This is a genomic window from Aeromonas sp. R6-1 (assembly GCF_040908165.1).
In the GTDB taxonomy this organism is placed as follows: domain Bacteria; phylum Pseudomonadota; class Gammaproteobacteria; order Enterobacterales; family Aeromonadaceae; genus Aeromonas; species Aeromonas caviae.
In genome coordinates this window covers 1-25051 of sequence record NZ_JBFODF010000030.1, presented here as the reverse complement: position 1 = coordinate 25051, position 25051 = coordinate 1, and the positions used below count along the sequence as shown (strand labels likewise).

Annotated in this window: 26 protein-coding genes and 2 tRNA genes; 21 read left to right on the top strand and 7 right to left on the bottom strand. The window is 59.7% G+C overall.

From position 1 onward, the window contains the following. Window positions 1-18: 18 nt before the first annotated feature. The 3 genes from AB5Y68_RS08895 to AB5Y68_RS08885 all read right to left on the bottom strand — a co-directional run bounded on the left by AB5Y68_RS08895 (window position 19) and on the right by AB5Y68_RS08885 (window position 3745). Window positions 19-1578, bottom strand: coding sequence for a PAS domain-containing methyl-accepting chemotaxis protein (locus AB5Y68_RS08895; RefSeq protein WP_010672855.1), 1560 nt, complete (start codon window positions 1576-1578; stop codon window positions 19-21). A gap of 152 nt (window positions 1579-1730) precedes the next feature. Next, window positions 1731-2030: a hypothetical protein gene (locus AB5Y68_RS08890; protein ID WP_010672856.1), complete on the bottom strand. Its 300-nt coding sequence runs from the start codon at window positions 2028-2030 to the stop codon at window positions 1731-1733. Window positions 2031-2140: 110 nt separating this feature from the next. Further along, window positions 2141-3745, bottom strand: coding sequence for an ABC transporter substrate-binding protein (locus AB5Y68_RS08885; RefSeq protein ID WP_039039474.1), 1605 nt, complete (start codon window positions 3743-3745; stop codon window positions 2141-2143). A 173-nt stretch (window positions 3746-3918) separates the two neighbouring features. Between AB5Y68_RS08885 and AB5Y68_RS08880 the strand changes: the two genes are divergently transcribed. Beyond that, window positions 3919-4626 carry a ParB-like protein gene (locus tag AB5Y68_RS08880; RefSeq protein WP_201970079.1) on the top strand — a complete coding sequence of 236 codons (708 nt, stop codon included), beginning with the start codon at window positions 3919-3921 and terminating at the stop codon, window positions 4624-4626. An 85-nt stretch (window positions 4627-4711) separates the two neighbouring features. Then, a complete protein-coding gene (locus AB5Y68_RS08875; protein ID WP_039039476.1) occupies window positions 4712-5140 on the top strand; it encodes a DUF2753 family protein in 429 nt (142 codons plus the stop codon). A gap of 2 nt (window positions 5141-5142) precedes the next feature. Here AB5Y68_RS08875 and AB5Y68_RS08870 read toward each other — a convergent pair whose 3' ends face one another. Continuing rightward, the gene (locus AB5Y68_RS08870; protein WP_039039477.1) at window positions 5143-5892 is read right to left on the bottom strand and encodes an enoyl-CoA hydratase-related protein; all 750 of its coding nucleotides are present in this window, start codon (window positions 5890-5892) and stop codon (window positions 5143-5145) included. An 89-nt stretch (window positions 5893-5981) separates the two neighbouring features. Here AB5Y68_RS08870 and AB5Y68_RS08865 point away from each other — a divergent pair, with 89 nt between their 5' ends. From AB5Y68_RS08865 to AB5Y68_RS08855, 3 genes are all read left to right on the top strand, one after another. Further along, window positions 5982-6422 (top strand): copper chaperone PCu(A)C, encoded by a 441-nt coding sequence (locus tag AB5Y68_RS08865; protein ID WP_039039478.1) that lies wholly within the window; start codon window positions 5982-5984, stop codon window positions 6420-6422. 92 nt (window positions 6423-6514) lie between these two features. Beyond that, window positions 6515-7144, top strand: coding sequence for a TIGR04219 family outer membrane beta-barrel protein (locus AB5Y68_RS08860; RefSeq protein WP_010672862.1), 630 nt, complete (start codon window positions 6515-6517; stop codon window positions 7142-7144). An 18-nt stretch (window positions 7145-7162) separates the two neighbouring features. After that, window positions 7163-7843, top strand: a complete 681-nt coding sequence (locus AB5Y68_RS08855) for an SDR family oxidoreductase (RefSeq protein WP_010672863.1) — start codon at window positions 7163-7165, stop codon at window positions 7841-7843. A gap of 195 nt (window positions 7844-8038) precedes the next feature. On the opposite strand, the gene AB5Y68_RS08850 is transcribed toward AB5Y68_RS08855, so the two are convergent. The 3 genes from AB5Y68_RS08850 to AB5Y68_RS08840 form a co-directional block, all read right to left on the bottom strand. After that, window positions 8039-8668, bottom strand: coding sequence for a PolC-type DNA polymerase III (locus AB5Y68_RS08850; protein ID WP_039039479.1), 630 nt, complete (start codon window positions 8666-8668; stop codon window positions 8039-8041). A gap of 194 nt (window positions 8669-8862) precedes the next feature. Further along, window positions 8863-10587, bottom strand: a complete 1725-nt coding sequence (locus AB5Y68_RS08845; RefSeq protein WP_039039480.1) for a proline--tRNA ligase — start codon at window positions 10585-10587, stop codon at window positions 8863-8865. A 137-nt stretch (window positions 10588-10724) separates the two neighbouring features. Then, a complete protein-coding gene (locus tag AB5Y68_RS08840) occupies window positions 10725-12734 on the bottom strand; it encodes a methyl-accepting chemotaxis protein (RefSeq protein WP_039039481.1) in 2010 nt (669 codons plus the stop codon). A 232-nt stretch (window positions 12735-12966) separates the two neighbouring features. Between AB5Y68_RS08840 and ruvA the strand changes: the two genes are divergently transcribed. The 16 genes from ruvA to AB5Y68_RS08760 all read left to right on the top strand — a co-directional run bounded on the left by ruvA (window position 12967) and on the right by AB5Y68_RS08760 (window position 24942). Beyond that, on the top strand, window positions 12967-13581 hold the full coding sequence (gene ruvA, locus AB5Y68_RS08835; protein WP_010672867.1) for a Holliday junction branch migration protein RuvA: 615 nt from the start codon (window positions 12967-12969) through the stop codon (window positions 13579-13581). A gap of 8 nt (window positions 13582-13589) precedes the next feature. Beyond that, entirely contained in the window at window positions 13590-14600 is a 1011-nt protein-coding gene (gene ruvB, locus AB5Y68_RS08830) for a Holliday junction branch migration DNA helicase RuvB (RefSeq protein ID WP_039039482.1), read from the top strand. A 10-nt stretch (window positions 14601-14610) separates the two neighbouring features. Further along, complete coding sequence (locus tag AB5Y68_RS08825; protein WP_029313687.1) at window positions 14611-14853, top strand: hypothetical protein; 243 nt, start codon at window positions 14611-14613, stop codon at window positions 14851-14853. A 686-nt stretch (window positions 14854-15539) separates the two neighbouring features. Beyond that, window positions 15540-17096: a cytochrome ubiquinol oxidase subunit I gene (locus tag AB5Y68_RS08820; RefSeq protein WP_010672869.1), complete on the top strand. Its 1557-nt coding sequence runs from the start codon at window positions 15540-15542 to the stop codon at window positions 17094-17096. A gap of 12 nt (window positions 17097-17108) precedes the next feature. Further along, window positions 17109-18245: a cytochrome d ubiquinol oxidase subunit II gene (gene cydB / locus AB5Y68_RS08815; RefSeq protein ID WP_010672870.1), complete on the top strand. Its 1137-nt coding sequence runs from the start codon at window positions 17109-17111 to the stop codon at window positions 18243-18245. A gap of 14 nt (window positions 18246-18259) precedes the next feature. Then, entirely contained in the window at window positions 18260-18376 is a 117-nt protein-coding gene (gene cydX, locus AB5Y68_RS08810; protein ID WP_005331536.1) for a cytochrome bd-I oxidase subunit CydX, read from the top strand. After that, on the top strand, window positions 18363-18674 hold the full coding sequence (locus tag AB5Y68_RS08805) for a cyd operon YbgE family protein (RefSeq protein WP_039039483.1): 312 nt from the start codon (window positions 18363-18365) through the stop codon (window positions 18672-18674). Before cydX ends, AB5Y68_RS08805 begins: the two co-directional genes overlap by 14 nt. A 286-nt stretch (window positions 18675-18960) precedes the next feature. Next, window positions 18961-19368: a tol-pal system-associated acyl-CoA thioesterase gene (gene ybgC / locus AB5Y68_RS08800; RefSeq protein ID WP_010672872.1), complete on the top strand. Its 408-nt coding sequence runs from the start codon at window positions 18961-18963 to the stop codon at window positions 19366-19368. After that, entirely contained in the window at window positions 19358-20044 is a 687-nt protein-coding gene (tolQ, locus tag AB5Y68_RS08795) for a protein TolQ (RefSeq protein ID WP_010672873.1), read from the top strand. Before ybgC ends, tolQ begins: the two co-directional genes overlap by 11 nt. Next, entirely contained in the window at window positions 20044-20490 is a 447-nt protein-coding gene (gene tolR, locus AB5Y68_RS08790) for a protein TolR (RefSeq protein WP_010672874.1), read from the top strand. The genes tolQ and tolR overlap by 1 nt, the downstream gene beginning before the upstream one ends. Window positions 20491-20495: 5 nt before the next feature. Then, window positions 20496-21626, top strand: a complete 1131-nt coding sequence (tolA, locus tag AB5Y68_RS08785; RefSeq protein WP_039039484.1) for a cell envelope integrity protein TolA — start codon at window positions 20496-20498, stop codon at window positions 21624-21626. A 92-nt stretch (window positions 21627-21718) separates the two neighbouring features. Beyond that, window positions 21719-23044 carry a Tol-Pal system beta propeller repeat protein TolB gene (gene tolB, locus AB5Y68_RS08780; protein ID WP_010672876.1) on the top strand — a complete coding sequence of 442 codons (1326 nt, stop codon included), beginning with the start codon at window positions 21719-21721 and terminating at the stop codon, window positions 23042-23044. Window positions 23045-23092: 48 nt separating this feature from the next. Then, window positions 23093-23617 (top strand): peptidoglycan-associated lipoprotein Pal, encoded by a 525-nt coding sequence (gene pal, locus AB5Y68_RS08775; RefSeq protein ID WP_010672877.1) that lies wholly within the window; start codon window positions 23093-23095, stop codon window positions 23615-23617. 157 nt (window positions 23618-23774) lie between these two features. Beyond that, complete coding sequence (ybgF, locus tag AB5Y68_RS08770; protein ID WP_042014605.1) at window positions 23775-24584, top strand: tol-pal system protein YbgF; 810 nt, start codon at window positions 23775-23777, stop codon at window positions 24582-24584. A gap of 174 nt (window positions 24585-24758) precedes the next feature. Continuing rightward, window positions 24759-24834: transfer RNA gene (locus AB5Y68_RS08765), tRNA-Lys, on the top strand. A gap of 32 nt (window positions 24835-24866) precedes the next feature. After that, window positions 24867-24942: transfer RNA gene (locus AB5Y68_RS08760), tRNA-Val, on the top strand. Window positions 24943-25051 lie beyond the last annotated feature (109 nt).

Below are 25051 nucleotides of genomic sequence, written 5' to 3'. Positions count from 1 at the left end.
AACTACACGGCAAGGGGGTCAGTCGTGGAACTGGTTGATCAGGCGGGAGAGGTTTTGCAGCCGCTCCACCAGCAGGGTGATGCCATCGAGGGCCTGACGGCTGTTGTCCGCGGTGTGGCTCGCCAGTTGGTGGATCTGGTGGATCCCCTGATCCAGGGTGCTGGTGACATCCGCCTGCTGGCTCACCGCCTGGGCTATCTCGTCGCTGGTGTGGGTCACCCGGGCCAGCATCCGGTTGATCTGGTCGAGCACCTCGGCGGTGGCCCCCATGTGCTGCTGGCAGAGCACTGATGTCTGGGCCCCCTGCTCCATGCCATCGGACAGTTGCCGGGTACTCTGTTGCAGCGCCCCTATCATGTCGCTTATCTCGCCGGTGGAGCTGCGGGTCTTCTGGGCCAGGGCCCGTATCTCGTCGGCCACTACCGCAAAGCCGCGCCCTTGTTCACCGGCCCGTGCCGCCTCGATGGCCGCATTGAGGGAGAGCAGGTTGGTCTGATCCGCAATCTGCCCGATCACCTCCAGAATGCCGTTGATCTTCTGGCTGTCCTGGGTCAGGCGCGCCAGCACGCCCTGGCTGGCGTCCAGCTCCTGATGAAGCCTGTCGACCGAATCCCGGGTGGTGGCCAGCGCCTGCTGACCACTGGCGGACACCTGCTGGACCTCGCCCACCAGCGCATTGGCCTGGTGGGCATTGTCAGCCACATCGCGGATGGACTGGCTCATCTGGGTGATGGCCGCCGCCAGTTGCTCGCTCTGGGCCCGCTGCTGTTGCAGGTGAGTGTCTATGGTCTGGATATGCCCCCTGTCATCTTCCGCCGCCTGCAGGATCTGCTGGTTGGTGTCCGCGCTGCGACCTACCACGGCGCGCAGCTCCGCCTTCTTCATGCGCAGCAGCAGTTCAAGGGCGGCCAAGCTGTCCTGACGCCTGGCATAGAGTACCTGGCAAAGGGCGCTGCCCTGCTCCTCGCCCGCCATGGCCAGCAGCCTGGCCAGCCGCCGTTGCAGATGCCAGCCATGCCCCATCTGGGCCAGCAAGCAGAGCAGGGTGATGACGCCCCACCCCGGCTGGCCGGTGACCAGACTGGCCCCCATGCCGAGCAGGGCGGTGCCAGAGAGCAGCAGACACAGCGGCCCCGGCTCCAGGGTCAGCCGGGTCAGCCAGGGCAGTGCCTTGCCGTCACGGATCCGGGCATAGAGCTGCTCTGCCCAGGCGATGTCGTGATCCTGGGGACGGGTGCGGACAGACTGGTATTCGATGATCTGCTGCTGATCGTTGAGAATCGGCGTGACGTAGGCGTTGACCCAGTAGAACTGACCACTCTTGGCGCGGTTCTTTACCAGCCCCATCCAGCTCTTGCCTTGTTGCAGGCGGCGCCACATGTCGGCGAACGCGGCCTTGGGCATGTCGGGGTGGCGGACCAGATTGTGGGGCTCCCCTTCCATTTCGGTCGCGCTGTAGCCCGCCACATCGCAAAAGTGCTGGTTGGCATAAGTGATGTGACTGGCGGGATCCGTGGTCGAGATCAGTGAGATGTGATCGGGGAAACGGATCTCCCCTTCGTGCCGGGTTGTGGTCATGTGCGCATCCTGAATGAGCCAAGTAACTGATAAAGTTATTTTTTATTTTTGTGATTGTTACGGCGTCATTGTAGATGCGGACTGTTACACCACCTTGGCTTGGGTCAATAAATCAACACGGGAAAGGCTGAAAAAAGTCGTAGATGGCGGGCTCAGCCGCGGGGAGTGAAGTCGTGGATCTCCCCCGTCCTCGGTTTGAAGCGGGGGTCATTGTCTTCTGCGCTGGCGACCCAGGCCATGGCCTGGCAGAAACTCTCCTGCTTGGCGAAGGCATCCCGGGCCTGATCGATGGCTCGTTCGGCATTGCGCCGCTCCATCTTGCTGGCCTTGCGGTCGCTGAACTGCTTCTGCTGGCTCAACATCCATTCGAGGAAGGCCTGGCGGCATTCGGTTTCATCGGCGGCCTTGGCGGGAAGGGCAACAAACAGGGCAATCAGGAGCAGAGCACGCATGGCAGGATCGGATCACGGGGTTGGTGAATGAAAAGAGGCGGCATTTTATGCCGGGAACTTGAACAGGAACAGTGTCAGGAGGGGTCAGATGTCCCGACCCCTCCCCGGACTTAGTGTTTGACGAGGTAGAGCTGACGGCTGTAGGCCACGTCTTCCGGGTTGTTGATGGGATACCCCTTGAGCCAGGGCTTGATGAGCCGGGCATTGGTGTACTGGTAGATGGGGGCGATGGGGGCCTCCTTCTGCAAGATAGCCTCGGCCTCATCGAACAGGCGGGCCCGCTCTGCGGGATCCTGACTGTTGGCCGCCTGCGCCAGCAGCTTGTCGTAAGCCGGGTTGGCGAACCGGGCCATGTTGCCGCTGTGGCCCGATCCCCAGAGCCCGAGGAAGGCGGAGGGGTCGTTGTAATCGGCGACCCAGGAGGAGCGGATCACCTCGAACTGGCCGCTTTGACGGCTGTCGAGATAGGTTTTCCACTCCTGGTTGGTGAGCTCGACCCGGGCCCCCAGCTTCTGTTTCCACAAGTTGGCGATGGCCAGTGCCATCTTCTTGTGAATTTCCGCCGTGTTGTAGAGCAGGGTCAGCTTGAGGGGATTGCTTGGGCCGTAGCCCGCTTCTTTCAGCAGGGCTCTGGCACGCTCGTCCAGCGCCTGCTGGCTGCTGGTGGAGAGCAGATTGGGCTTGGGGTCGAAGCCGGCGGTCACGTCCGGGGTGAAGTGGTAGGCCGGTTTCTCCCCGGTGCCCAGCACCTTGTCGGCAATCAGGCCCCTGTCGACGGTATAGGAGAGCGCCTGGCGCACCCGTACATCATTGAGGGGCGGGCGCTGGGTGTTGAAGGCGTAGTAGTAGGTGCCGAGCTGTTCCGGGGTATAGACCTCCCCCGGGATCTGGGCCATCAGGCTCTGGTACTGCTCCTTGGGGAAGGATTCGGTGATGTGCAGATCCCCGGCCAGATAGCGGTGGGTGGCCGCGCTCTCCTGATTGATGGGCACGAAGGTGACGCGGGTCAGTACCGTGTGGGCGCGATCCCAGTAGTAGGGATTGGGCGTCAGCTCCAGTTTCTCGTTCACCACCCGGTGACTCAGCACGAAGGCGCCGTTGCCCACCAGCTTGCCGGGCTGGGTCCACTGGTTGCCATATTGCTCCATGCTGGCCCGGTGCAGGGGCGACAGGCTGGGATGGGTCAGCAGGCTCAGGAAATAGGGCACCGGCTGGGAGAGGGTCACCTTCAGGGTATGGTCATCGACGGCCTCCACCCCGAGCGCATCGGGGGCCAGCTTGCCTGCCACTATGTCGTCCACCTTGTCGAAGCGGGCGAGCTGGGCGAACCAGGCGAAAGTGGCGGCTTCCCTGGGGTCAACCAGCTTGCGCCAGCCATAGACGAAGTCGGCGGCGCGCACGGGGTCGCCGTTGGACCAGCGGGCATCCGGCCTAAGGTGGAAGGTGAATGTCTGGTTCCCCTCGTTGTCCCAGCTCGCGGCCACCCCGGGCAGCACCTTGCCGTCCGGCCCCTGGGTCAGCAGCCCCTCGTAAAGGTCTCTGAGGACCTGCAGCTCCGGCAATCCCACCAGCTTGAGAGGGCTCAGGCTCGCCGGTTCATCCTTGAGATGACGGACGACGGCCTGTTCAGCGGCGAGTGGGGTACCGGGCGGCACATCGGCGGCCTGGACGCAGGCACAGCCCAGCAGGGCCAACAGGGGGCTCCATCCTTTCATGGTGAATCCTTCAAAATGTGTGAAGCGAGGAGAAAACTCGGCGAGAATGCATCGCCGGCAGATGGGAAATCATGATATCCCCTTTGCTGGTCAGACCGCCAGCATGAGTCCCATGATATCCGATGCGGCTGTCAACGAGGGGGCGCCGTGAGCGCCAGGAAAAGGAGAGAGTGATGAGAGCATGGATCTTGTTGGCCTGCGTGCTGAGCCAGGGCGCCTGGGCGTTGTCCCCGTGCGAGAAGAGCAGCTCGGTGGGAAGCTGGTGCGAAGTGAACATAGAGGCGCTGCACCCCACCCAGGGCGGCGTCGGTCAGTTGCAGGTGGATACCACAGCCCGGGAGCTGGCGGACAAGAGCGAGAAGCAGCTCGACAAGCTGATGAAAAAGAAAGAGATCCCCATCGTCATCGCGCCGGATGGGGGTTACTGGCTGGTGGACAGGCACCACCTGACCAAGGCGCTGTGGCAGCAGGGGGTGAAGCAGGTCAGGGTCAAGGTGATTGCACGGTTGCAGGACAGGGCCAATTTCTGGAGCCAGATGCAGAACAACCACTGGGCCTGGCTCAAGGATGAACGGGGTCAACCCCTGACTCCCGAGCAGTTGCCCGGCCATATCGGTGAGTTGCCGGATTATCCCTACCGCACCCTGGCGGGGCTGCTGCAGGATGCGGGCTACTTCAGCAAGAAGGATCAGGTCTACTTCGTCGAGTTTGCCTGGGCCAGCTGGCTCGGCCAGCAGATGGCCTGGCAGCCGATCGATGAGGTCAACCTCGCGGATCGCCTCGCCGAAGCCAAACGGCTGGCGTGCAGCAGCAAGGCGGCGGATCTGCCTGGTTACCCCGGCAAGCAGTGTCGCGTCAATCAGCCCAGAACGGCGGGTTGAGGGATCCTGCACAAAGGGTCTGGTTGATATTTGTTCTCGATTGGCCATGATACAAACTCCACTCGTGTCGGCAAAGGAGAGGAACATGGAACATCAGAACTGGCAACGTTACATGCTGGAGGCGGAGAACGCCCTTGGCATGGGGGCTCTGGGCACGGCGATCTGCCTCTATCAGCAGGCCCTGGGGGAAGTGTATGAGCTGGCCTCCGGGGATCTGGACGAACTGGCCAGCATGCGGGTCGCCACCTGTCACCGCATGGCCGATTTCTGGCGTGCCATGGAAGAGCCCGCCTATGAACTGCGCTACCTCAAGCTCGCCTCCGAGCTGGTCACCGCCCTGGTGCCCCAGTGCCCCAACCGGGCGTGCGAATCCCTCATCAGTGAGCTGGGCTGCTGCCGCGCCGCCCTGCTCTCCTTCTTGAAGCGCCACCCCAATCCGGAGATTGCCCGGCTTATCCAGGTGCAGGACAGGGTGCAGGGCTGCGAGCTGATAGGCCGGTTCCGTCTCAACTGAGTTCAGCGCCGTTTTTGCAGCTTGTTGGCGATGCGGCTTTGCGCCTCTTCCCCTTGGAGGGCCTGGGCGAAGGCGCGCGCTTCCAGGTCGATGACGAAATGCACCGCCTGTTTGAGCTCCTGCTTGAGCAGCGCCTTGCTCTTCTGGAGCGCCATCGGCGGCTTGGCCGCCAGTTTCAATCCTTGCTCCCGAGCGAAGGGGAGCAGGTCCGCGGGGGCCAGCACCCGGTTGGCGAGCCCGAGACGCAGCGCCTCTTCCCCATCGATGGCCTCTGCCAGCAGCAACAGCTCCGCCGCCTTGAGGTGACCGACGGCGCGTGGCAGCAGCAGGCTGGCGGCAAACTCCGGCACCAGTCCCAGCTCGACGAAAGGCAGCTGCAGCCGGGCGTTGTCAGCCAGATAGACCAGGTCGCAGTGCAGCAGCAGGGTAGTGCCTATACCGACTGCCGGGCCTCCCACGGCGGCGATCACCGGTTTGGGGAAGTCGGCCAGGGTGTGCAGAAATTGCAGGATGGGATCGTCCGGCTCAAGGGCGTGCTTGCCAACAAAGTCGGCCAGATCGTTGCCGGCGGTGAAGCACTCCGCCTGGCCCTGCAACAGCAGCACATGGACCTCTTCGTCCCGGGCGGCCTGGCGCAGTGCGTCGGTCAGCGCCAGATACGTCTCCGTGTTGAGGGCATTGCGCTTTTCCGGTCGATTGAAGGTCAGGGTGAGCAAGCCGTCCTGCTGTTCGGCCAGAATTGTGAGGGCCATGTCTGAATCCTTGTTGTCGGGGGCTGTCAAAAGCTTGCCACAGGGGTAAGCTTTGTCTCGTTTAACAACATCATAAAAGGATTTCAACCATGTTTAAACGTGCGTTTTATTCCACCATGGCACTGCTTCTGGCCGCCCCGGCCCTGGCCAAGGTCGACGCAGTCGATGGTTATGTGCGCCTGCTGCCCCCTGGCTCGCCGAACACGGCGGCGTTCATGGTGCTCAGGAACGATGGGGACAAACCGGTGAAACTGGTGGCGGGAGCGTCTCCTGAGGCGGGCCGTGTCGAGCTGCACACCCATTTGCACGAGAACGGCGTCATGAAGATGCGCCAGGTGGAGAGCATCGAGATCCCGGCCAAGGGAGAGGCCGTGCTCAAGCCCGGCAGCCTGCACATCATGTTGTTCGACATCCATACCCTGGCCCAGGGCACGCCCTTCCCGCTGACCCTGACCCTGGACGATGGTCAGACGCTGTCACTGAGCCTGCCCGTGAAGCCGGTCGAGCCCATGAAAGGGATGAAGCACTGACATTTCTGGACGCTTGTTCAGCTTTTTACTCTAGGTATTCCTTGCCCAGCGGGTAAAATGATGGCCTTTCCAGTCCAAAATGGAGCGAAGTGATGAAGAAGACCCTGATTGCCGGCACTGTGATGGCTCTGCTCAGCCATGGGGCCATGGCCGCCAATGACTGGCGTTTTGCGGCGGGTGCTGATCTGTGGAATGCCCAGGGAAGTGGCCAGGTCAGCAGCGTGGGTGCCGATGGCAGCTATGACGAGAACTACAACTGGAGCGGCTACCTGCAACTGGAGCACGGCATCCTGCTGCTGCCCAACGCCAAGTTTGAAATGTCCGACTTCAGCAGCAGCGGTGGCAGCTTCAACAACGATCTGCTGGCTTACGACCTGAGCCTCTACTATCGCCTGTTCAACAACGATCTGTTCCAGATCGATCTGGGTCTGACCGGTCGTCGCTACGACGGTGATTTCAACACCCAGCACTACTCCTATGACAAGGATGTGCTGATGGCCTACACCGGGGGTGAAGTACGCATCCCGGGGACCGGCTTTGCGGCGTTTGGCGATATGCGGGTGCAGGATGCCGACAACTACGACTACCGTCTGGGCGGCTCCTACAAGTTCTCTTCCGTGCCGCTCAAGATCCGCGCCGGCTGGCGTGAGGCCGAGATGGACTTCGATCGCGTCGATCAGACCATCGACGGCTGGTTCATCGGTGGTGAATTCACCTTCTGATCTCCCTGAGGAGCACACATGGGCCACATCATAGTGACTGGCGCGGGGTCCGGACTGGGCCGCGCCCTGACCATAGGGCTGGTTGAACGCGGCCATCAGGTTTCCATGATGGGTCGCCGTTACCAGAAACTGCAGGAGCAGGAAGAGCTGCTCGGCAAGGCGGTGATCGGCATTGCCGCCGATCTCGCACACCACGAAGAGGTGGATGTCGCCTTTGCCGCTGCGGTGGAGTGGGGCGGCCTGCCCGACATGGTGATCCACTGTGCCGGTGTCGGCGAGTTCGGCCCGGTGGGTGTCTACACCGCCGAGCAGATCCGCCGGGTGGTGGAGAGCAATCTCATCTCCACCATACTGGTGGCCCAGCAGACGGTACGCCTCATCGGCGACAAGGGCGGCGTGCTGGCGAATGTGCTCTCCTCTGCCGCCCAGACCGGCAAGGCAAACGAGAGCCTCTATTGCGCCTCCAAATGGGGCATGCGCGGCTTTCTCGAATCCTTGCGGGCCGAGCTGAAGAGTGCTCCCCTGCGACTGGTGAACCTCTATCCGAGCGGGATCCGCAGCGAGTTCTGGGAGAATTCGGATCACGTGGACCCGAGCGGCTTCATGACGCCGGAAGACGCGGCAGCCTACATGCTGGATGCGCTGGCCGCGAGAAGCAGCTGCCATGTGACCGATCTCTTTATCGGTCGCAATAGTTGAGATAGTGGGCTCCGGCCCTTGCCGCCCAGAAGAGCAGAAACAAAAGGCGCGCCATTTGGCGCGCTTTTTCATTGATGTGCAGTGCTAAATTATCTGCTTGCCTGCCTCTCTTTACGCCGGGCCATCATGGATGTGAAGGCGGGTAAATTCAGTGCCGACATGGCATGGATGATTGATGATGCATGTCGGCACATATTATTTCCGAGTCGCATATTCCCGCAGGAAGGATGGAATCACCTGTTTTGGCTTCTTGCCAAGGGTCAGCAGCAATTCAAAGTCCGGGTCGATAATGCCATGTCGACACGCCAGCTCTTCCAACAAGGCAAGCCAGAGGTGGGCCGTCACCTCGGCATCCGCCAGGGCACGGTGAAATACCCCGTCATTGGGCAGGCTCCGGTATTGCACCAGGGTACCCAGCTTGTGATCCGGGGCATCGGGAAACAGGCGCCTCGATAGCAGCAGGGAACAGGCGAACTGGCCGCGGTATTGCGCCGGCAATCGCTCTATTTCCGCATCCAGAAAGCGCTTGTCGAAGGAGGCGTTGTGGGCGACCAGATTGTCATCACCGATAAAGTCGACGAAATCCGCCATCACCTCGTTACAGGGGGGAGCCTGTTTCAGCATGGCATTGCTGATCCCGGTATATTGCTCGATGAAGCTGCTCACGTTGAAGCCCGGATTCATCAATGCCGAGAAACGCTCACTGATATGGCCATCCTTGATTCTGACGGCACCGATCTCGATGGCTCTATCCCCTTGTCCGGGTGAAAGCCCTGTGGTCTCGAAGTCGAGCACGACAACGGTATTGGCTGAGGCGATGGACATAACTTCTCGGGCAAGCTCGGTAAAGAGCGCCAGTCTAGGAAATCAGCCGTGCCGTGTACAGGGCAATGCAGTTATCTCATTGGTTCACGCTGGAGACGCATTTTTGTGCATCATGGCTGAGAGCCATATAAAAAGCCCCGAGTGCCGTGGCACTCGGGGCTTTCCTATGAAAAGCGAAAGGCGGTGTCGCGTTATCAGCGACCCAGCTTGGCCTTGAGCAGGGCAACGATCTCTTTGATCGCCACTTCCTGCTTCTCGCCGGAGCGGCGGCACTTGTACTCCACCACGCCGTTGTCGAGACCACGGTCACCGATGACGATGGCGTGGGGCACACCGATCAGCTCCATGTCGGCGAACATCACACCCGGGCGCTCTTTACGGTCGTCGAACAGCACGTCCACCCCGGCGGCTTTGAGCTCGGCGTAGAACTGTTGTGCCTGCTCGGCCACGCGCTCGGACTTGTGCATGTTCATCGGCACGATGGCCACTTCGAACGGGGCGATGGCATCCGGCCAGATGATGCCGTACTGGTCGTTGTTCTGCTCGATGGCGGCAGCCACCAGACGGGAAACCCCGATACCGTAGCAACCCATCTCCATGGTGACGGACTTGCCGCCTTCGTTCAGCACGCTCGCCTTCATCGCTTCGGAGTACTTGGTGCCCAACTGGAAGATGTGGCCCACTTCGATACCGCGCTTGAGCAGCAGCTTGCCCTGGCCGCACGGGCTCGGATCACCTTCCACCACGTTGCGCAGGTCGGCCACTTCGTAAGAGGCGATGTCGCGATCCCAGTTGGCACCGGTCAGGTGGAAACCGGTCTCGTTGGCGCCGCAAACAAAATCGCTCAGATGGGCGGCGCTGCGATCGACGATGATGCGACCGGCAAAGCCGACCGGGCCGATGGAGCCTGCGTCGCAACCGGCGGCAGCCTTGATCTGCTCGTCATTGGCGAAGGTCAGTGGGTTAGCCACGCCAGAAAGCTTCTCGGCCTTGATTTCGTTCAGCTCGTGGTCGCCACGCAGTACCAGGGCGATGACGGCCTGTTTGCCGTGCTCATCTTCCTCGGCCAGTACCAGCAGGGTCTTGGCGATGGCGGTCGGCGCCACGTTCAGGAAAGCGGCCACTTCGTCGATGGTGTGGACGGCCGGGGTGGCCACCTTGGTCAGGGCTTTGGTTGCGGCAGCGCGCTCGCCAGCCGGTGCCAGGGCTTCGGCCATCTCGATGTTGGCGGCGTAATCGGATGTATCGGAGAAGGCGATCAAGTCTTCACCGCTCTCGGCCAGCACCTGGAATTCGTGGGAGCCGGTGCCCCCGATGGAGCCGGTATCGGCCTGCACCGGGCGGAAGTTCAGACCCATGCGAGTGAAGGCGGTGCAGTAGGCCGCATGCATCTTCTCATAGGTATCGACCAGGGAGGCCTTGTCGATGTGGAAGGAGTAGGCATCCTTCATCAGGAATTCGCGGCCACGCATCACGCCGAAACGGGGGCGCACTTCATCGCGGAACTTGGTCTGGATCTGATACAGATTCAGCGGCAGTTGCTTGTAGCTGTTCACTTCGTAACGGACCAGCGCGGTGATCACCTCTTCGTGGGTCGGCCCCAGCACGAAGGGGCGGTTGTGACGGTCGGTCAGGCGGCACAGCTCGGGGCCGTAGTCATCCCAGCGGCCGGACTCCTGCCACAGCTCGGCGGGCTGTACCACCGGCATGGATACTTCGACGGCACCCGCATTGTTCATCTCTTCGCGGACGATGTTTTCAATCTTCTTCAGGACCCGCAGGCCGGTCGGCAGCCAGGCGTACATGCCAGAAGCGAGTTTGCGGATCATCCCGGCGCGCAGCATCAGCTGGTGGCTGACAACTTCAGCGTCGGAGGGGGTTTCCTTGAGAGTGGAAAGCAGATATTGGCTGGTACGCATCGCGGTAGACCTTCGCTAGTTCGGGCGGCTTGGCCCTGGAAAATTTCAAGTGCGGAATTTTAACAGGCGAAGCCCCCCGGCCCAAGGGCTAAATTCAGCGGCGCTGGGGGGAGGGCGGGGGCCTTGCCCCGTCCGCACTAGACCCGAAATTGCGACAGCAACTGCTGTTGCTGCTGGCTGGCCTGATGGAGGGAGGAGGCCAGTTGCAGGCACTCCTGGGCTTCCTGTTCGCCCGTCTGGGCCTGCAGGCTGATATCCGAAACCTTGCCCGTGGTGTGTCCCAGGGTGTGGGAGAGCTGGCTGGTCGCCTCTGCTACCTGTTGCACCATGTCGGCGAGCTGATCGATGGCCTCTTCTACCTTGAACAGGATCTGTTTGGTGTTGTCGGAGTCCGCCATACCCGATTCCACGGTTTTCAGGTTACGTTGCATCATCAGATAAGCCTGCTCTGTCTGCTGCTGGATGCTGTTGATCACGTCCGTTATCTCGGCGCTGGAGGTGGCGGTGCGATTGGCCAGGGTGCGCACCTCGTCGGCCACCACGGCAAAACCGCGCCCCATCTCGCCCGCCCGGGCGGCTTCGATGGCGGCATTGAGAGCCAGCAGGTTGGTCTGCTCCGAGATATTGCTGATGGTGGAGATGATCTGGCCAATCTGCCCTGCCTGCTCCTTGAGGGCGTTGATGGCGGTGGCACATTCACCCACCTCCATGACCACCCGCTGCATGCCGGCGGTGGCGGAGGAGACATACTGGCTGCTTTGCGTGGTGAGCTGGCGCACCTCGTTGGCGTTGTGTGCCGCCAGGTTGCAGTTGCCCGAGATGGTGGTGGCCACCTGCACCATCTGCTCGCTGTCGTGGTGCAGCGCCTGGGCATGCGCTGCGGTCTGGCGGCTGCTCTGGCTGATGGCCTGGACCCGGTTGACCGAGGTGTGCACGTGCTGGTTGATGTGCTGGTTGTTGTCCATGGTGGCGCTGATCATCTTCTGCAGCTTCTCGATGAAGCGATCCACGCTGCCGGCCAGGGAGCCAATCTCGTCGTCGCGTGAGAGGTTGATGCGGGCATTGAGATCTCCTTCCCCGGCGGCGATGTCCTGCATGCGCTTGTCGACCTGGAGTAGCGGGCGAACAATGGTGCGTACCAGCCAGAAGCCGCAGCAGGTGACGATCAGCAGGCTGAGCAGCAAGCCCCCCAGGATGAGTCCCCTGGTGTAGTCGATGATGGCGTTGAGCAGGTGAACCTGATCCTCGACGGTGGCGTCCCCCTGGGCTTCGACCTCGACCAGCGCCAGCCTGAGCTGGTCGGCACTGTGTTCGTAACGGGTCAGCTGGTTCTGATAAGCGCTCAGGGCTGTGGTCCATTCACGGATCTGGCGGGCATTGTCGGCTTGCAGGGCACGATACTGGGTGGAGAGCATTTGGCCTGCAAACTCCCCGTCACCGGGCACATCGAACTGGCCGGTTGCCAGCATGCCGTCAACCGCGTCCTGATAGAAGCGGGTGGCTTGTGCCAGCTCGGCCTGGATGGCAGGAGTGAGGCCTTCGCTCTGCATCTTCTCCAGCGCATAGAGCTGGCGCAGGAATCCGATGTTGGCCTCCATGCTGCCATCGGCCGCCTGCCAGCGAGTTGCAAGGCCGCCGTTCCAGCTGATGGCCTGATCCGGTGAGCGGGTGAGGCTCTCGACGGCCTCGTCACCGATCACCTCCAGCCTGGTCGAGAGGCGTGACATGCGTTCAGAACTGGCGCGCAACGCCTCATCGGCGCTCGTGAAGGTGCGATAGAGGGTCAGCAGCTGTGCCTGCTCTTGCTGATAGGTCTGCTCATGCTGCTTCAGCGTGGTGATGGCTGCCGCATCGATGAGCCCGCCTTGCTCCACCCGGCGCAAAGCGTCGCTGGCCGCCTCTTTTGCCCGTTGCAGCTCCGGTGCGTCGAGGGGGATCCTCGAGAGCATCTTCTGGATATAGAGCGACTGGTTGCCGAGTTCGATGGAGCCCTCCATGGCACCATCTGCAGTCTGCCAGGCGGCCCCCAGGACGTAGGAGAGCAGATCAGCCAGCCGCTGGCTGCCATACCAGCCGATCGCCCCCATGCCCAGGGTGCAGCCGAGCAGAATGGTGAGTCCGAGGTTGGATGTGGTGACGATTTTCATGATTCAAGCCTTCCATGGTGCCGAACAAGACCATTTCAGTGTTCAATCAATGACGAAGATGTGCCATCCCCGATGGAAAATAAAGTGACCGACAGTGTTCTGAACGAGGGAAATGGCCGGGTATGAAGAGCGGGTCATCCCATGACCTGCATGGACCTATGCTGGATACTTATCCAGTTATTCTTTATGCTATGACCCAATTTGCGAGAGTCTGCGTGGCGAGGAAAAGAACATGATCGGTCGCTTGAGAGGCGTCATCATCGAGAAGCAACCCCCCGAGGTGTTGCTGGAAGTCGGAGGGGTGGGATATGAGGTTCATATGCCCATGAGCTGCTTCTATGATCTGCCCGAACTCGGGAAGGAGGCCGTCATTCACACCCACTTCGTGGTGCGTGAAGATGCCCAGCTGCTCTACGGCTTCAACCACAAGCAGGAGCGGGCGCTGTTTCGCGAGCTGATCAAGACCAACGGGGTCGGCCCCAAGCTTGCCCTGGCCATTCTCTCCGGCATGACGGCCACCCAGTTTGTGATGAGCGTCGAGCGCGAGGAGATAAGCTCACTGGTCAAGTTGCCCGGCGTGGGCAAGAAGACCGCCGAGCGCCTGGTGGTGGAGATGAAAGACCGCCTCAAGGGCTGGGTCAGCCACGATCTCTTCTCCCCGGCCGAAATCACCCTGCCCGCGAAAGAGAGCCCGCTGCGAGCCCCGGATGCGAGCGAGGAGGCGGCCAGTGCACTGGTGGCCCTCGGCTACAAGCCGCAGCAGGCCAGCCAGATCGTCAGCAAGGTGGCTGCCGACGGCATGTCGGTAGAGGAGATCATTCGTGAATCCCTGCGCAGCCTGGTGTGAGGTAGACAATGATTGAAGCGGATCGCCTCATCTCGGCCGGTGCCGCCCGTGAGGACGAGATCATCGATCGGGCCATCCGGCCCAGAAAGCTGGCCGATTATACCGGGCAGGATCACGTCTGCGATCAGATGGAGATCTTCATCGAGGCCGCCCGCCAGCGCGGGGAGGCCCTCGATCATCTGCTGATCTTCGGGCCTCCCGGCCTTGGCAAGACCACGCTGGCCAACATCGTCGCCAACGAGATGGGGGTCAACATCAAGACCACCTCGGGCCCCGTGCTGGAGAAGGCCGGCGATCTGGCGGCGCTCCTCACCAACCTGGAACCGAACGATGTGCTCTTCATCGACGAGATCCACCGTCTCAGCCCGGTGGTGGAGGAGGTGCTCTACCCGGCCATGGAGGATTATCAGCTCGACATCATGATAGGGGAGGGGCCAGCGGCCCGCTCCATCAAGCTCGATCTCCCTCCCTTCACCCTGATCGGTGCCACCACCCGGGCCGGCTCCCTCACCAGCCCCCTGCGGGATCGGTTTGGCATCGTGCAGCGCCTCGAGTTTTACAACGTCAAGGACCTGACCGACATCGTCTCTCGCAGCGCCCGCTGCCTCGGGCTCGACATGGCGGAAGACGGCGCTCTCGAGGTAGCCCGTCGCTCCCGGGGGACACCGCGCATTGCTAACCGTTTGTTAAGGCGGGTACGAGATTTTGCCCAGGTGAAGTCTGACGGGCGAATTGACGGACCCATTGCGGCCCGAGCCATGGACATGCTGGACGTGGACAACGAAGGTTTCGACTTCATGGATCGCAAGCTATTGTTGGCCGTCATCGACAAGTTTATGGGGGGGCCCGTCGGGCTCGACAACCTGGCCGCCGCCATCGGTGAGGAGAAGGACACCATAGAAGACGTGCTGGAACCTTATCTGATCCAGCAAGGCTATCTGCAACGTACACCCAGAGGGCGGATCGCAACTCAGAGAGCCTATGCACACTTTGGCTTGGAACGACCGGCAGATCAGTAGACGTTGCGATATGAACCAAAAAGCCGCCCTTGAGGCGGCTTTTTGTTTTGCGGGCAAAAAAAAGCCCACGGCACAGGCGGTGGGCAAAGACAATTCAGGATGGATGTTCACAGACAGTGAGCGCGTCTGCAGACCGGTCGGGAAAAAACAGAGGAGCCGTCGCGAGGCTTCAGAGTCGGTTCATTTGATAGAGTTGAACGAAAGAAAGCTTGTAGTAACGGATGGTCTTGGCAACAAACTTTTTCATCATTAATCCCAACAAACAGGTTCGAAATGTTCATCGAATACGTACCGGGAACCCGGAATGACCGGCCTGTATTCAGAGGTATGCCCTCACTGCGAGGCGCATTGTAGGAGCTATTTCCGGGTGGGACAAACAAGAAAATCTATGGGCTTTTGATTAGATAAACTAATGATTTTGGTGGGGGTGTCAATCCGCATAAACATGTGTTTTTACTGGGTTTAAATTGATTTTTGGATGAGCCTGGCCATTTATTGAAATAATCGAGACGCGAGGGCTTTATTTCCGGGGTTGCGTATTTGTTTAACAGAATTGAAACTATTTTGATGTGTCATAAAATTGATTTAAATCAATTATTTACGGCTTGGCGTTTTTTGTGATGAAGCTCCCATAATTAATGGGAAAAGCCCCATAAGTTACCTTGAAAAAACATGTATTGAGGGTGGTTTTACATTGATTTCAATCAAATAAAGGTGATATAAAACAGCGATCATTATAGGCGGGAATAGAACCCTGGTTATTGTTTATTAGATGTTAAACATTAGCTTTTTTTGTTCCTGTATATTGCCTTGTTGTTAATGTGGTGGCAGTCGAATCCGGTCAGTCCGCGAGGGGTGACCGACCGTTCGGGGACTTCCAATGGAAGCTTTGTCCTTAAAACTTAAAATAGCCGTGCCAATAATCGGTGAGGAAACATCATGATTGCTGAGCATGTGGTAGACCTATCGCGGTTCCAATTTGCTGCGACGGCCCTTTATCACTTCCTGTTTGTACCCTTGACGCTGGGGATGGCCTTCATCCTGGCGATCATGGAGTCTGTCTATGTGATGACCAACAACACAGTGTACCGGGACATGACCAAGTTCTGGGGCAAGTTGTTTGGTATCAACTTTGCCCTCGGGGTTACCACCGGGCTCACCATGGAGTTTCAGTTCGGTACCAACTGGGCTTACTACTCCCACTATGTCGGCGACATCTTCGGGGCCCCGCTGGCCATCGAAGGCTTGATGGCCTTCTTCCTGGAGTCCACCTTCGTCGGTATGTTCTTCTTCGGTTGGGATCGTCTCAGCAAGCGCCAGCACCTGGCGGCTACCTGGCTGATGGCGCTCGGGACCAACCTCTCCGCACTGTGGATCCTGGTCGCCAACGGCTGGATGCAGAACCCGGTGGGTGCCGAGTTCAACTTCGAATCCATGCGCATGGAGATGGTGAGCTTCGCCGACCTGGTGTTCAACCCGGTTGCCCAGGTCAAGTTCGTCCACACCGTGGCGGCAGGCTATACCACGGGCGCCATGTTCGTGCTCGGGATCTCCTCCTATTACCTGCTGAAGAATCGTGATGTGGCATTCGCTCGTCGCTCCTTCGCCATCGCGGCCGCGTTCGGCATGGCCTCCATCCTCTCCGTGCTGGTGCTGGGTGACGAGTCCGGCTACGAGACCGGGGAAGTGCAGAAGGTGAAACTGGCGGCCATCGAGGCCGAGTGGAACACGGAGCCGGCTCCGGCATCCTTCACCCTGTTCGGGATCCCGAACCAGGAGGAGATGCGCACCGACTACGCCATCAAGATCCCCTATGCCCTCGGCATCATCGCCACCCGTTCCCTGGACGGTCAGGTGACTGGTCTCAAGGATCTCAAGAGCGAGCATGAGCTGCGCGTGCGCAACGGCATGACCGCCTACGACCTGCTGACCAAGCTGCAATCCGGTGACAAGTCCGACGATACCCGCGCCCGCTTCGACGAAGTGAAGCAGGATCTGGGCTACGGTCTGCTGCTCAAGCGTTACACCCCCAACGTGACCGACGCCACCGACGAGCAGATCAAGGCTGCCGTGGATGACTCCATCCCGCAGGTACTGCCGCTGTTCTTCGCCTTCCGCATCATGGTCGCCTGCGGCATCCTGATGCTGGTGCTGATCGGTCTGGCCTTCTATGACAGCACCCGCCACAAGATCGGCGAGCGCAAGTGGCTGCTCAAGGCGCTGCTGTACGGTATCCCGCTGCCCTGGATCGCCATCGAGGCGGGCTGGTTTGTCGCTGAATATGGTCGTCAACCCTGGACCATCGCCGAGATGCTGCCGACTTATGTCTCTGCATCCAACATTCCTGCGTCCGAGATCTGGTTCTCTCTGATCGGGATCTTCCTGTTCTACACAGTACTGCTGATCATCGAGATGTACCTGATGTTCAAGTATGCGCGCCTGGGCCCAAGCAGCCTGAAGACGGGCAAGTACCACTTCGAACAGAGCAAGGCATAAGGAGAGTGACCCATGTTTGATTACGAACTGTTGCGTCTGGTCTGGTGGGTGCTGGTCGGCGTGCTGCTGATCGGGTTTGCCATCACCGACGGTTTCGATATGGGGGTGGGCGCCCTGCTCCCCTTCGTCGGCAAGAAGGATGTGGAGCGTCGCGTGATGCTCAACACCATGGGGCCGCACTGGGAAGGCAACCAGGTCTGGCTGGTGACCGCCGGTGGCGCCCTGTTCGCCGCCTGGCCCATGGTCTATGCGGCGGCCTTCTCCGGCTTCTACATTGCCATGATCCTGACCCTGATGGCGCTGTTCTTCCGTCCGGTCGGCTTCAAGTACCGCTCCCTGCAGGAAGATGCCAAGTGGCGCTCCAACTGGGACTGGGCTCTGTTTGCCGGTAGCGCCATTCCCCCTGTCATCTTCGGGGTGGCGTTCGGCAACCTGCTGCAGGGTGTACCGTTCAGCTTCAACCAGTTCCTGATGATGACCTATCACGGCAACTTCTTCGGTCTGCTCAATCCGTTCGGTCTGCTGGCCGGTCTGGTGAGCCTCTTCATGATCATCACCCAGGGTGCAACCTGGCTGATGATGAAGACCGAAGGTGAAGTGCTGGCGCGCTCTCGCACCGCCGCCATGATCTTCTCCCTGCTGACCCTGGTGCTGTTCGCCCTGGCCGGTGTCTGGGTGAGCGGCATGGATGGTTATGTGATTGTGGGCTCCGTCGCCACCGACGCCGTCACCAACCCCCTTCACAAGGAAGTGGTGGTGCAGGCCGGTGCCTGGATGCAGAACTACAACCTCTATCCCTGGATGATTGCCGCACCCGTTCTGGGTCTGGTGATGTGTCTGCTGACCGCCGTGGCGGCCAAGCTGGACAAGGGTTGGGTGGCGTTCCTGTTCTCCTCCCTGGCCATCGCCGGCATCATCCTGACCGCGGGCTTCTCCATGTTCCCGTTCGTGATGCCCTCGAGCCTCGAGCCGTCCCAGAGCCTGACCATGTGGGATTCCACCGCCTCCTTCAACACCCTCAAGGTGATGACGGTAGTCGCAGTCGTCTTCGTGCCGACCGTGCTGGCTTACACCATCTGGACCTACATCAAGATGTTCGGCCGGGTGAGTAACAAGCACATCGAAGACAACCAACAATCGCTCTACTAAGAAGGTGCCCTGATATGTGGTATTTCACCTGGATCCTGGGGCTGCTGCTGGCCTGTGCGTTTGGGATTATCAATGCGCTCTGGCTGGAGCACACCGAGAACCTGGATCGTCAGATTGATGAAGACAAGTGACAGGCTCGCCCGGCTGGCCGCTCCTCTGGAGCGCCAGCCATGGCAAGGTCTGATGCTGCTGGCGGCGGCCCTGCTGGCTGTCGCCATCTTGCAGGCGCCCAACCTGGTCGCGGCCAACACCAGTGAGCACGGCCTCTGGCTTGCGCCCTGGCTGATGTGGGCGGTCTGTTGCGGTGTCATGCATGGACTGGGGTTTCACCCGCGCAGCCTGGTGGGTCGCGTGCTGTTCTTCCCCTGGCTCGCCCTGCCCAGCCTGCTCTGCGGGCTCTGGCTGACCAGCAGCTACTACCTGCCATAAATGATGAAGGAGGTCGGCATGAGCCCACCTCCTTCTTCTTTTTTGACGGGCGTGCCGTCGCCCGGTCAGAGCGACAGAACCTCGCTCGTCACGCCGCTCGCAGCCACTGCTCTTGTCCGCTTTTCTTGCGATGCTGACAGCCCTGTGGTCTTCGGCCTGTCGGCGCCGCAGCACGCCATAAAAAACAGGGGGAGAGGGGATTTCCCTGTCTCCCCCTGCTTCTTTCCTATTCAGCCCTGCGCTATGATAGCCCCCCATCTGACTGTCGAATGGATCACAGATTTTTATGGGGGAAGTCTCTGAGTTTCCGGTGCGTGTCTACTACGAAGACACGGATGCCGGAGGCATCGTCTACAACGCCAATTATCTCAAGTTTATGGAACGGGCCCGCACCGAATTCCTGCGCGCAGGCGGCATCGAACAGGATGTCCTGCTGCAGGCGGGGATCGCGTTTGTGGTGAGTCGCACCGAAATCGACTTCCGCGCGGCGGCCCGCTTCAATGAACTGCTGACCGTAATGACGCAAGTAACTGAAGTGAAACGCGCTTCCATGCGTTTTTCACAGCAGATCCTGGCGGCTGATGGACGGCTGATCACTCAGGCCATGGTACAGATCGCCTGTGTCAGTCATCCGCAAATGAAACCTGTTGCAATACCTGAAAAAATCAAGGGAGTGCTGTTAAGTGCACGCTGAAATTTCGTTTATTGGCCTGTTCTGGCAAGCCAGTCTGTTGGTGAAACTGGTCATGATGACCCTGATGGGCATGTCGGTCGTCTCCTGGGCGCTGATCATCCAGCGCTCCAAGGCCATCAAGGCGGCCAACCTCGCCTCGGAGCAGTTTGAAGACAGATTCTGGTCCGGGGTCGACCTCAATCGTCTCTACCAGGAGTCCTCCTCCCGTCGTGACGACATCGAAGGCATGGAAGACATCTTCTACTCCGGCTTCAAGGAGTATGCCCGCCTGCTCAAGGCCGGTGCCCGTGGTCAGGATGCGGTGATGGACGGTACCTATCGCGCCATGCGAGTCTCCCTGTCCCGAGCAGTGGACGATCTCGAGTCCAACCTGCCGGTCTTGGCGACCATCGGCTCCATCAGCCCCTATATCGGTCTGTTCGGTACCGTCTGGGGGATCATGAACGCCTTTATCGCTCTGGGTCAGGTTCAGCAGGCGACCCTGCAGATGGTGGCACCGGGTATCGCGGAAGCGCTGATCGCCACCGCCATGGGTCTGTTTGCCGCCATCCCGGCCGTTATCTTCTACAACCGCTTCACCAACAAGGTCGAACGGCTGGAAAACGCCTACGCCAACTTCATGGACGAGTTCACCACCATTCTGAACCGCCAAATCGCACAGCAGGGTGAGAAGTAATGCAAACCTATCAGCGGCTCAAACGCAAGAAGGTCGCCGAGATCAACGTGGTGCCCTATATCGACGTCATGCTGGTGCTGCTCATCATCTTCATGGCGGTCACGCCCGTGATCACGCAGGGGGTCAAGGTCGACCTGCCCCAGGCGGAGTCCGAGCAGTTGCCGGAAGACTCCAAGCCGCCTTTCATCGTCAGCGTCAATACCGAGGGTGAGTACGTCATCAAGGCTGGCGAGGCGGATGACGAGCCCGTACCGAGCGGCACCCCAGAGGCGATGCAGCAGTACATCACCGAGAAGGCCATGGGCTATCTGGCCATCAACCAGAACGCGCCCGTGGTGGTCGCCGGTGACAAGTCCGTGCGCTACGAGGAGGTGATCCTGCTGATGGTGGCCCTCAAGAAAGCCGGTGTGCCTCAGGTTGGTCTGATGACGGATCCGGTGAACTGACGGAGATGGATGTGAAGCGTGGTATTTCCGGTTATCTCGTCGCGTCGCTGCTGCTGCATCTGATCATCGGCATCATCCTGCTGGTTGGCATCGACTTCAGCAAACCCAAGCGCCCCGAGTCCAAGGGACAGATCGTCAATGCGGTCATGATGGACAGCGAAATGCTGGAGCAGCAGATGCAGCAGGTCCAGCAGCAGAAGCAGGCCCAGCCCAAGGCTGCACAGCAGCAGAAGGACAAGGAAGACGCTGAGCGCGTCAAACGCGAGCTGGCACAGGAGCAGGAGCGTCTGCGTATCGCCGAGACCAAGCGCAAGCAGGCCGAAGAGGCGACCCGCAAGGCCGAAGCCGACAAGCAGAAGAAAGAGGCTGAACAGAAGCAGGCGGAAGAGAAGGCCCAGAAAGCCGAGGAAGCCCGCAAGCTGGAAGAGCAGAAGACCAAGAAGGCCGAAGCCGAACGCAAGGCGGCGGAAGAGGCCAAGGCGCTGGCGCTCAAGAAGAAAAAAGAAGAGTTGGAGAAGAAGCAGGCTGAAGAGAAGGCCAAGGCGGAAGAGGCCAAAGCCAAGAAAGCGGAAGCCGAGAAGAAGGCCAAGGCCGAAGCCGAGAAAAAGGCGAAGGCGGAAGCCGAGAAGAAAGCCAAGGCCGAGGCCGAGAAGAAGGCGAAGGAAGAGGCTGACAAGAAGGCAAAAGCTGACGCAGAGAAGAAGGCGAAGGCCGAGGCTGACAGAAAGGCCAAGATTGAGGCGGAGCGCAAGCGCAAGGCGGCCGAAGAGGCCAAGTTGCAAAAAGAGATGGAAGCCATGATGGAGCAGCAGCTGGCCGCCGAGGCCAATGCGCGCAGTCAGGCAGCATCGGCAGCCGCCAAGGGCGAGGTCGACAAGTATGCCGCCCTCATCAAGGCCACGGTCGAGCGCTACATGATTTTGGATCCCACCATGCGGGGTAAAACATGTACTATCGGTGTCAAGTTGGCCAGTAGCGGCTTCGTCATCTCGGTGGACAACGGTCAGGGTGATCCGGCGGTCTGCCGCTCCGGCAAGGCGGCGGTGCTGAAGGCCAACCAGTTGCCGGTGCCGAAGGATCCGGCGGCATTCGAGATGTTGAAGGAGTTTAACCTCAAGTTAGAACCGAGCATCTAAGCGTGATAGAACGGGGTCAATGACCGTGGTTGGCAGCATCTGCTGATAAAGGGATTTCACCTCTCATTTTTTTGGAACAGAGTATTTAAGCCATGATAAGAAAAGTGTTTTTTGCTTTGGTTGGCTGCCTTCTGCTAGGCCAGAGCGCTCAGGCGGCCTTGGACATCGTCATCACCGGCGGTATCGACAGTGCGCGCCCCATCGCCATCGCCCCCTTCAAGTGGGAGGGCAATGGCCAGTTGCCGCAGGATATCGCGGAAGTGGTCTCCAACGACCTGATGCGCAGCGGCAAGTTCAAGCCGCTGGCCCGTGGCCAGATGCCGCAGACGCCGAGCACCAGCGGCGAGATCAACTTCGCACCCTGGGCTTCCCAGGGGGTCGAAGCCGTGGTGGTCGGCTCCATCGCCGCCGTGGGTGATGGTACCTACAAGATCAACTTCGAGCTGGTCGACGTCCTGAAAGGCCAGCTGGCCAAGACCCAGGGCGGTGAGGCGAACGGTTATATCCTGGACAGCCGCATGGCGACCATCCCGGGTGCGCAGATGCGCCAGTTTGCCCACCGCATCTCCGACATCGTCTACGAGCGTCTGACCGGTGAGCGTGGTGCCTTCCTGACTCGTCTGGCCTATGTCTCCGTGCAGCAGGGCACCCAGTTCCCGTATCAGCTGCGGATCTCCGACTACGACGGCTACAACGAGAAGACTCTGCTGCGCTCCCGTGAACCCCTGATGTCCCCGGCCTGGTCGCCGGATGGCAGCAAGCTGGCTTACGTGAGCTTCGAGAACCAGAAGTCCGAGATCTATGTGCAGGACATCTACACCCAGCAGCGCAGTCTGATCACCAGCTTCCGTGGCATCAACGGTGCGCCGGAGTGGTCTCCAGATGGTCGTCGTTTGGCTATTGTTCTGTCCAAAGATGGACAGCCTGACATCTATGTCGTTGATGTTGCTAGCAAGCAACTCACTCGAGTCACAAATAACCGAACCATCGACACCGAACCCTCCTGGATGCCGGACGGTCAAACTTTGCTGTTCACCTCTGAACGTGGTGGCAAACCCCAGATTTATAGCGTAAATTTGGCGACTGGCATGACTCGCCGGATGACCTGGGAAGGGGATTCCAACCAGGGGGCATCCATCACACCGGACGGCAAGTCCATGGTGATGGTGACCCGGGTTCAGGGACAATATCGCATCGCTCGCCAGGATATGGAAAATGGAGCCATGCTGGTACTGACCCAGAGTGCTCTGGATGAATCGCCAAGTGTGGCTCCCAATGGCAGCATGATCATTTATGCCACCATCTATCAGGGTCGTAAGAGTCTTGCATTGGTGTCGACCGACGGTCGCTTCAAGGCAGTGCTTCCGACCAGTAGCGGTGAAATTCGTGCACCAGCTTGGTCGCCCTTCTTGAATTGATAAAAATCGATTGTTTTTTGTTTTGTTATAAAGGTTTAAGGAAATAGCATGCAACTCAATAAACTGCTCAAGGGTCTGGCCATCGCACTGCCACTGTTCACCCTGGCTGCCTGTAGCTCCTCTTCCGACTCCGACGCCGCTGGCGCCGAGTCCGGCATGACTGACGGCATGGGCGGTGTACAAACCGGCGGCGCCAACGGCATGTTGTCCCCGGAAGAGCAGATGCGTCAGAAGTTCGAAGCGCTGCAACGCGACAACGTGATCTACTTCCCGTACGATGGTTACGACATTCAGGGTCAGTACGCCGACCTGCTGGATGCCCACGCCAGCTACCTGCGTGAACGTCCGAGCGTCAAGGTACTGATCGAAGGCCACGCCGACGAGCGCGGTACGCCGGAATACAACATCGCGCTGGGTGAGCGTCGTGCCAAGGCTGTTGCCAAGTATCTGCAAACCCTGGGTGTGCAGGCCGAGCAGCTCTCCATCGTCAGCTATGGCGAAGAGAAGCCGCTGGATCTGTCCCACACCGAGGAAGCCTTTGCCAAGAACCGCCGTGCGGTCCTGGTTTACTAAGGTTTGAGTCGAACGAAGTTCGTTTATATGCAAGCGGCCATTTCGATGGCCGTTTTATTTGCACTAAACGTCAAGGTTTGATCCGAATGAAATCTGTATCAGCGAGCGACTATGCGCTGGCCGTTTTATTTGCACTAAACGCTAAGGTTTGATCCGAATGAAATCTGTGTACAAGCAAGCTGGTGTTGCGCTGGCCGTGTTGGTTGCTTTGAATGCGCAAGCGGCAGCACCCGTGAGCGATCTGAGCGGGGATTCTGGCAGCAGCGGTGTGGTGCTGAGCGGCAACAATGGTGCCATCGTACCGACCGGCAGCCTGGAAGACCGGGTTGCTCTGCTGGAGCGTACCCTCAACGCCCGTCTGCGTCTGCAGGCCGAACTGCAGCAACAGGTCGACTCCCTGCAAGGGGAGGTCTCCGAGCTGCGTGGTCAGCTGGAACAGCAGACCTACCAGATGGAGCAGTCCCAGGAGCGCCAGCGCCAACTCTACCAGGAGCTCGACAAGGTGGCCAACAGCCAGCCTGCCGCCGCGCCCGCAACACCTGCTGCAGGTGCTGCAACGCCTCCTGCCGCGGCTGCCAACTACTCCACCAACCAGGATGAGAACCAGGCCTACGACGCGGCCGTGAACATGGTGCTCAAGGAGAAGAACTACGACAAGGCCATTCCTGCCTTCGAAGGGTTCATCAAGCAGTTCCCGAACTCCAGCTATGTTCCCAATGCCCACTACTGGCTTGGCCAGCTGATGTTCAACAAGGGCGACAGGGCGGGGGCCGCGAGCCAGTTCTCCACGGTGGCGAATAAATACAGCAAGTCACCCAAGCGGGCCGATGCCCTGCTGAAACTCGGCATGCTCGCCCAGCTTGACGGCAAAAAAACAGAGGCCAAGGCCTTCTATGAGCAGGTGATCAAGGGTTACCCCAACACCTCGCCGGCCCAGCTGGCCAAACAGAGTCTGGCCAAGCTGTGACATTGCTGCATGTCACTGTTTTCGTAACACTCTTGTAAAGAACTCTCTGCTTTGTATGCGCAGTGAACAATCAGATTTAATTTAAGATTTTTCTATTGCGCCAGGATGATAAATCCGTAATATAGGCCGCCGTCAGAGCCGGAGCAGTAATGCAGTTGGCACTGGTCGTGGTGAGGGTCGTTAGCTCAGTCGGTAGAGCAGTTGACTTTTAATCAATTGGTCGCTGGTTCGAATCCAGCACGACCCACCATTTCTTCACAGCAGGTGAAGACAATATTCCCAGGTCGTTTAGCTCAGCTGGGAGAGCACCTCCCTTACAAGGAGGGGGTCACTGGTTCGAGCCCAGTAACGACCACCATGTTGTAACGCTGACCGCCACATGCGGTTGGTGAAAAGTTCAGGATGTGGGTCGTTAGCTCAGTCGGTAGAGCAGTTGACTCTTAATCAATTGGTCGTAGGTTCGAACC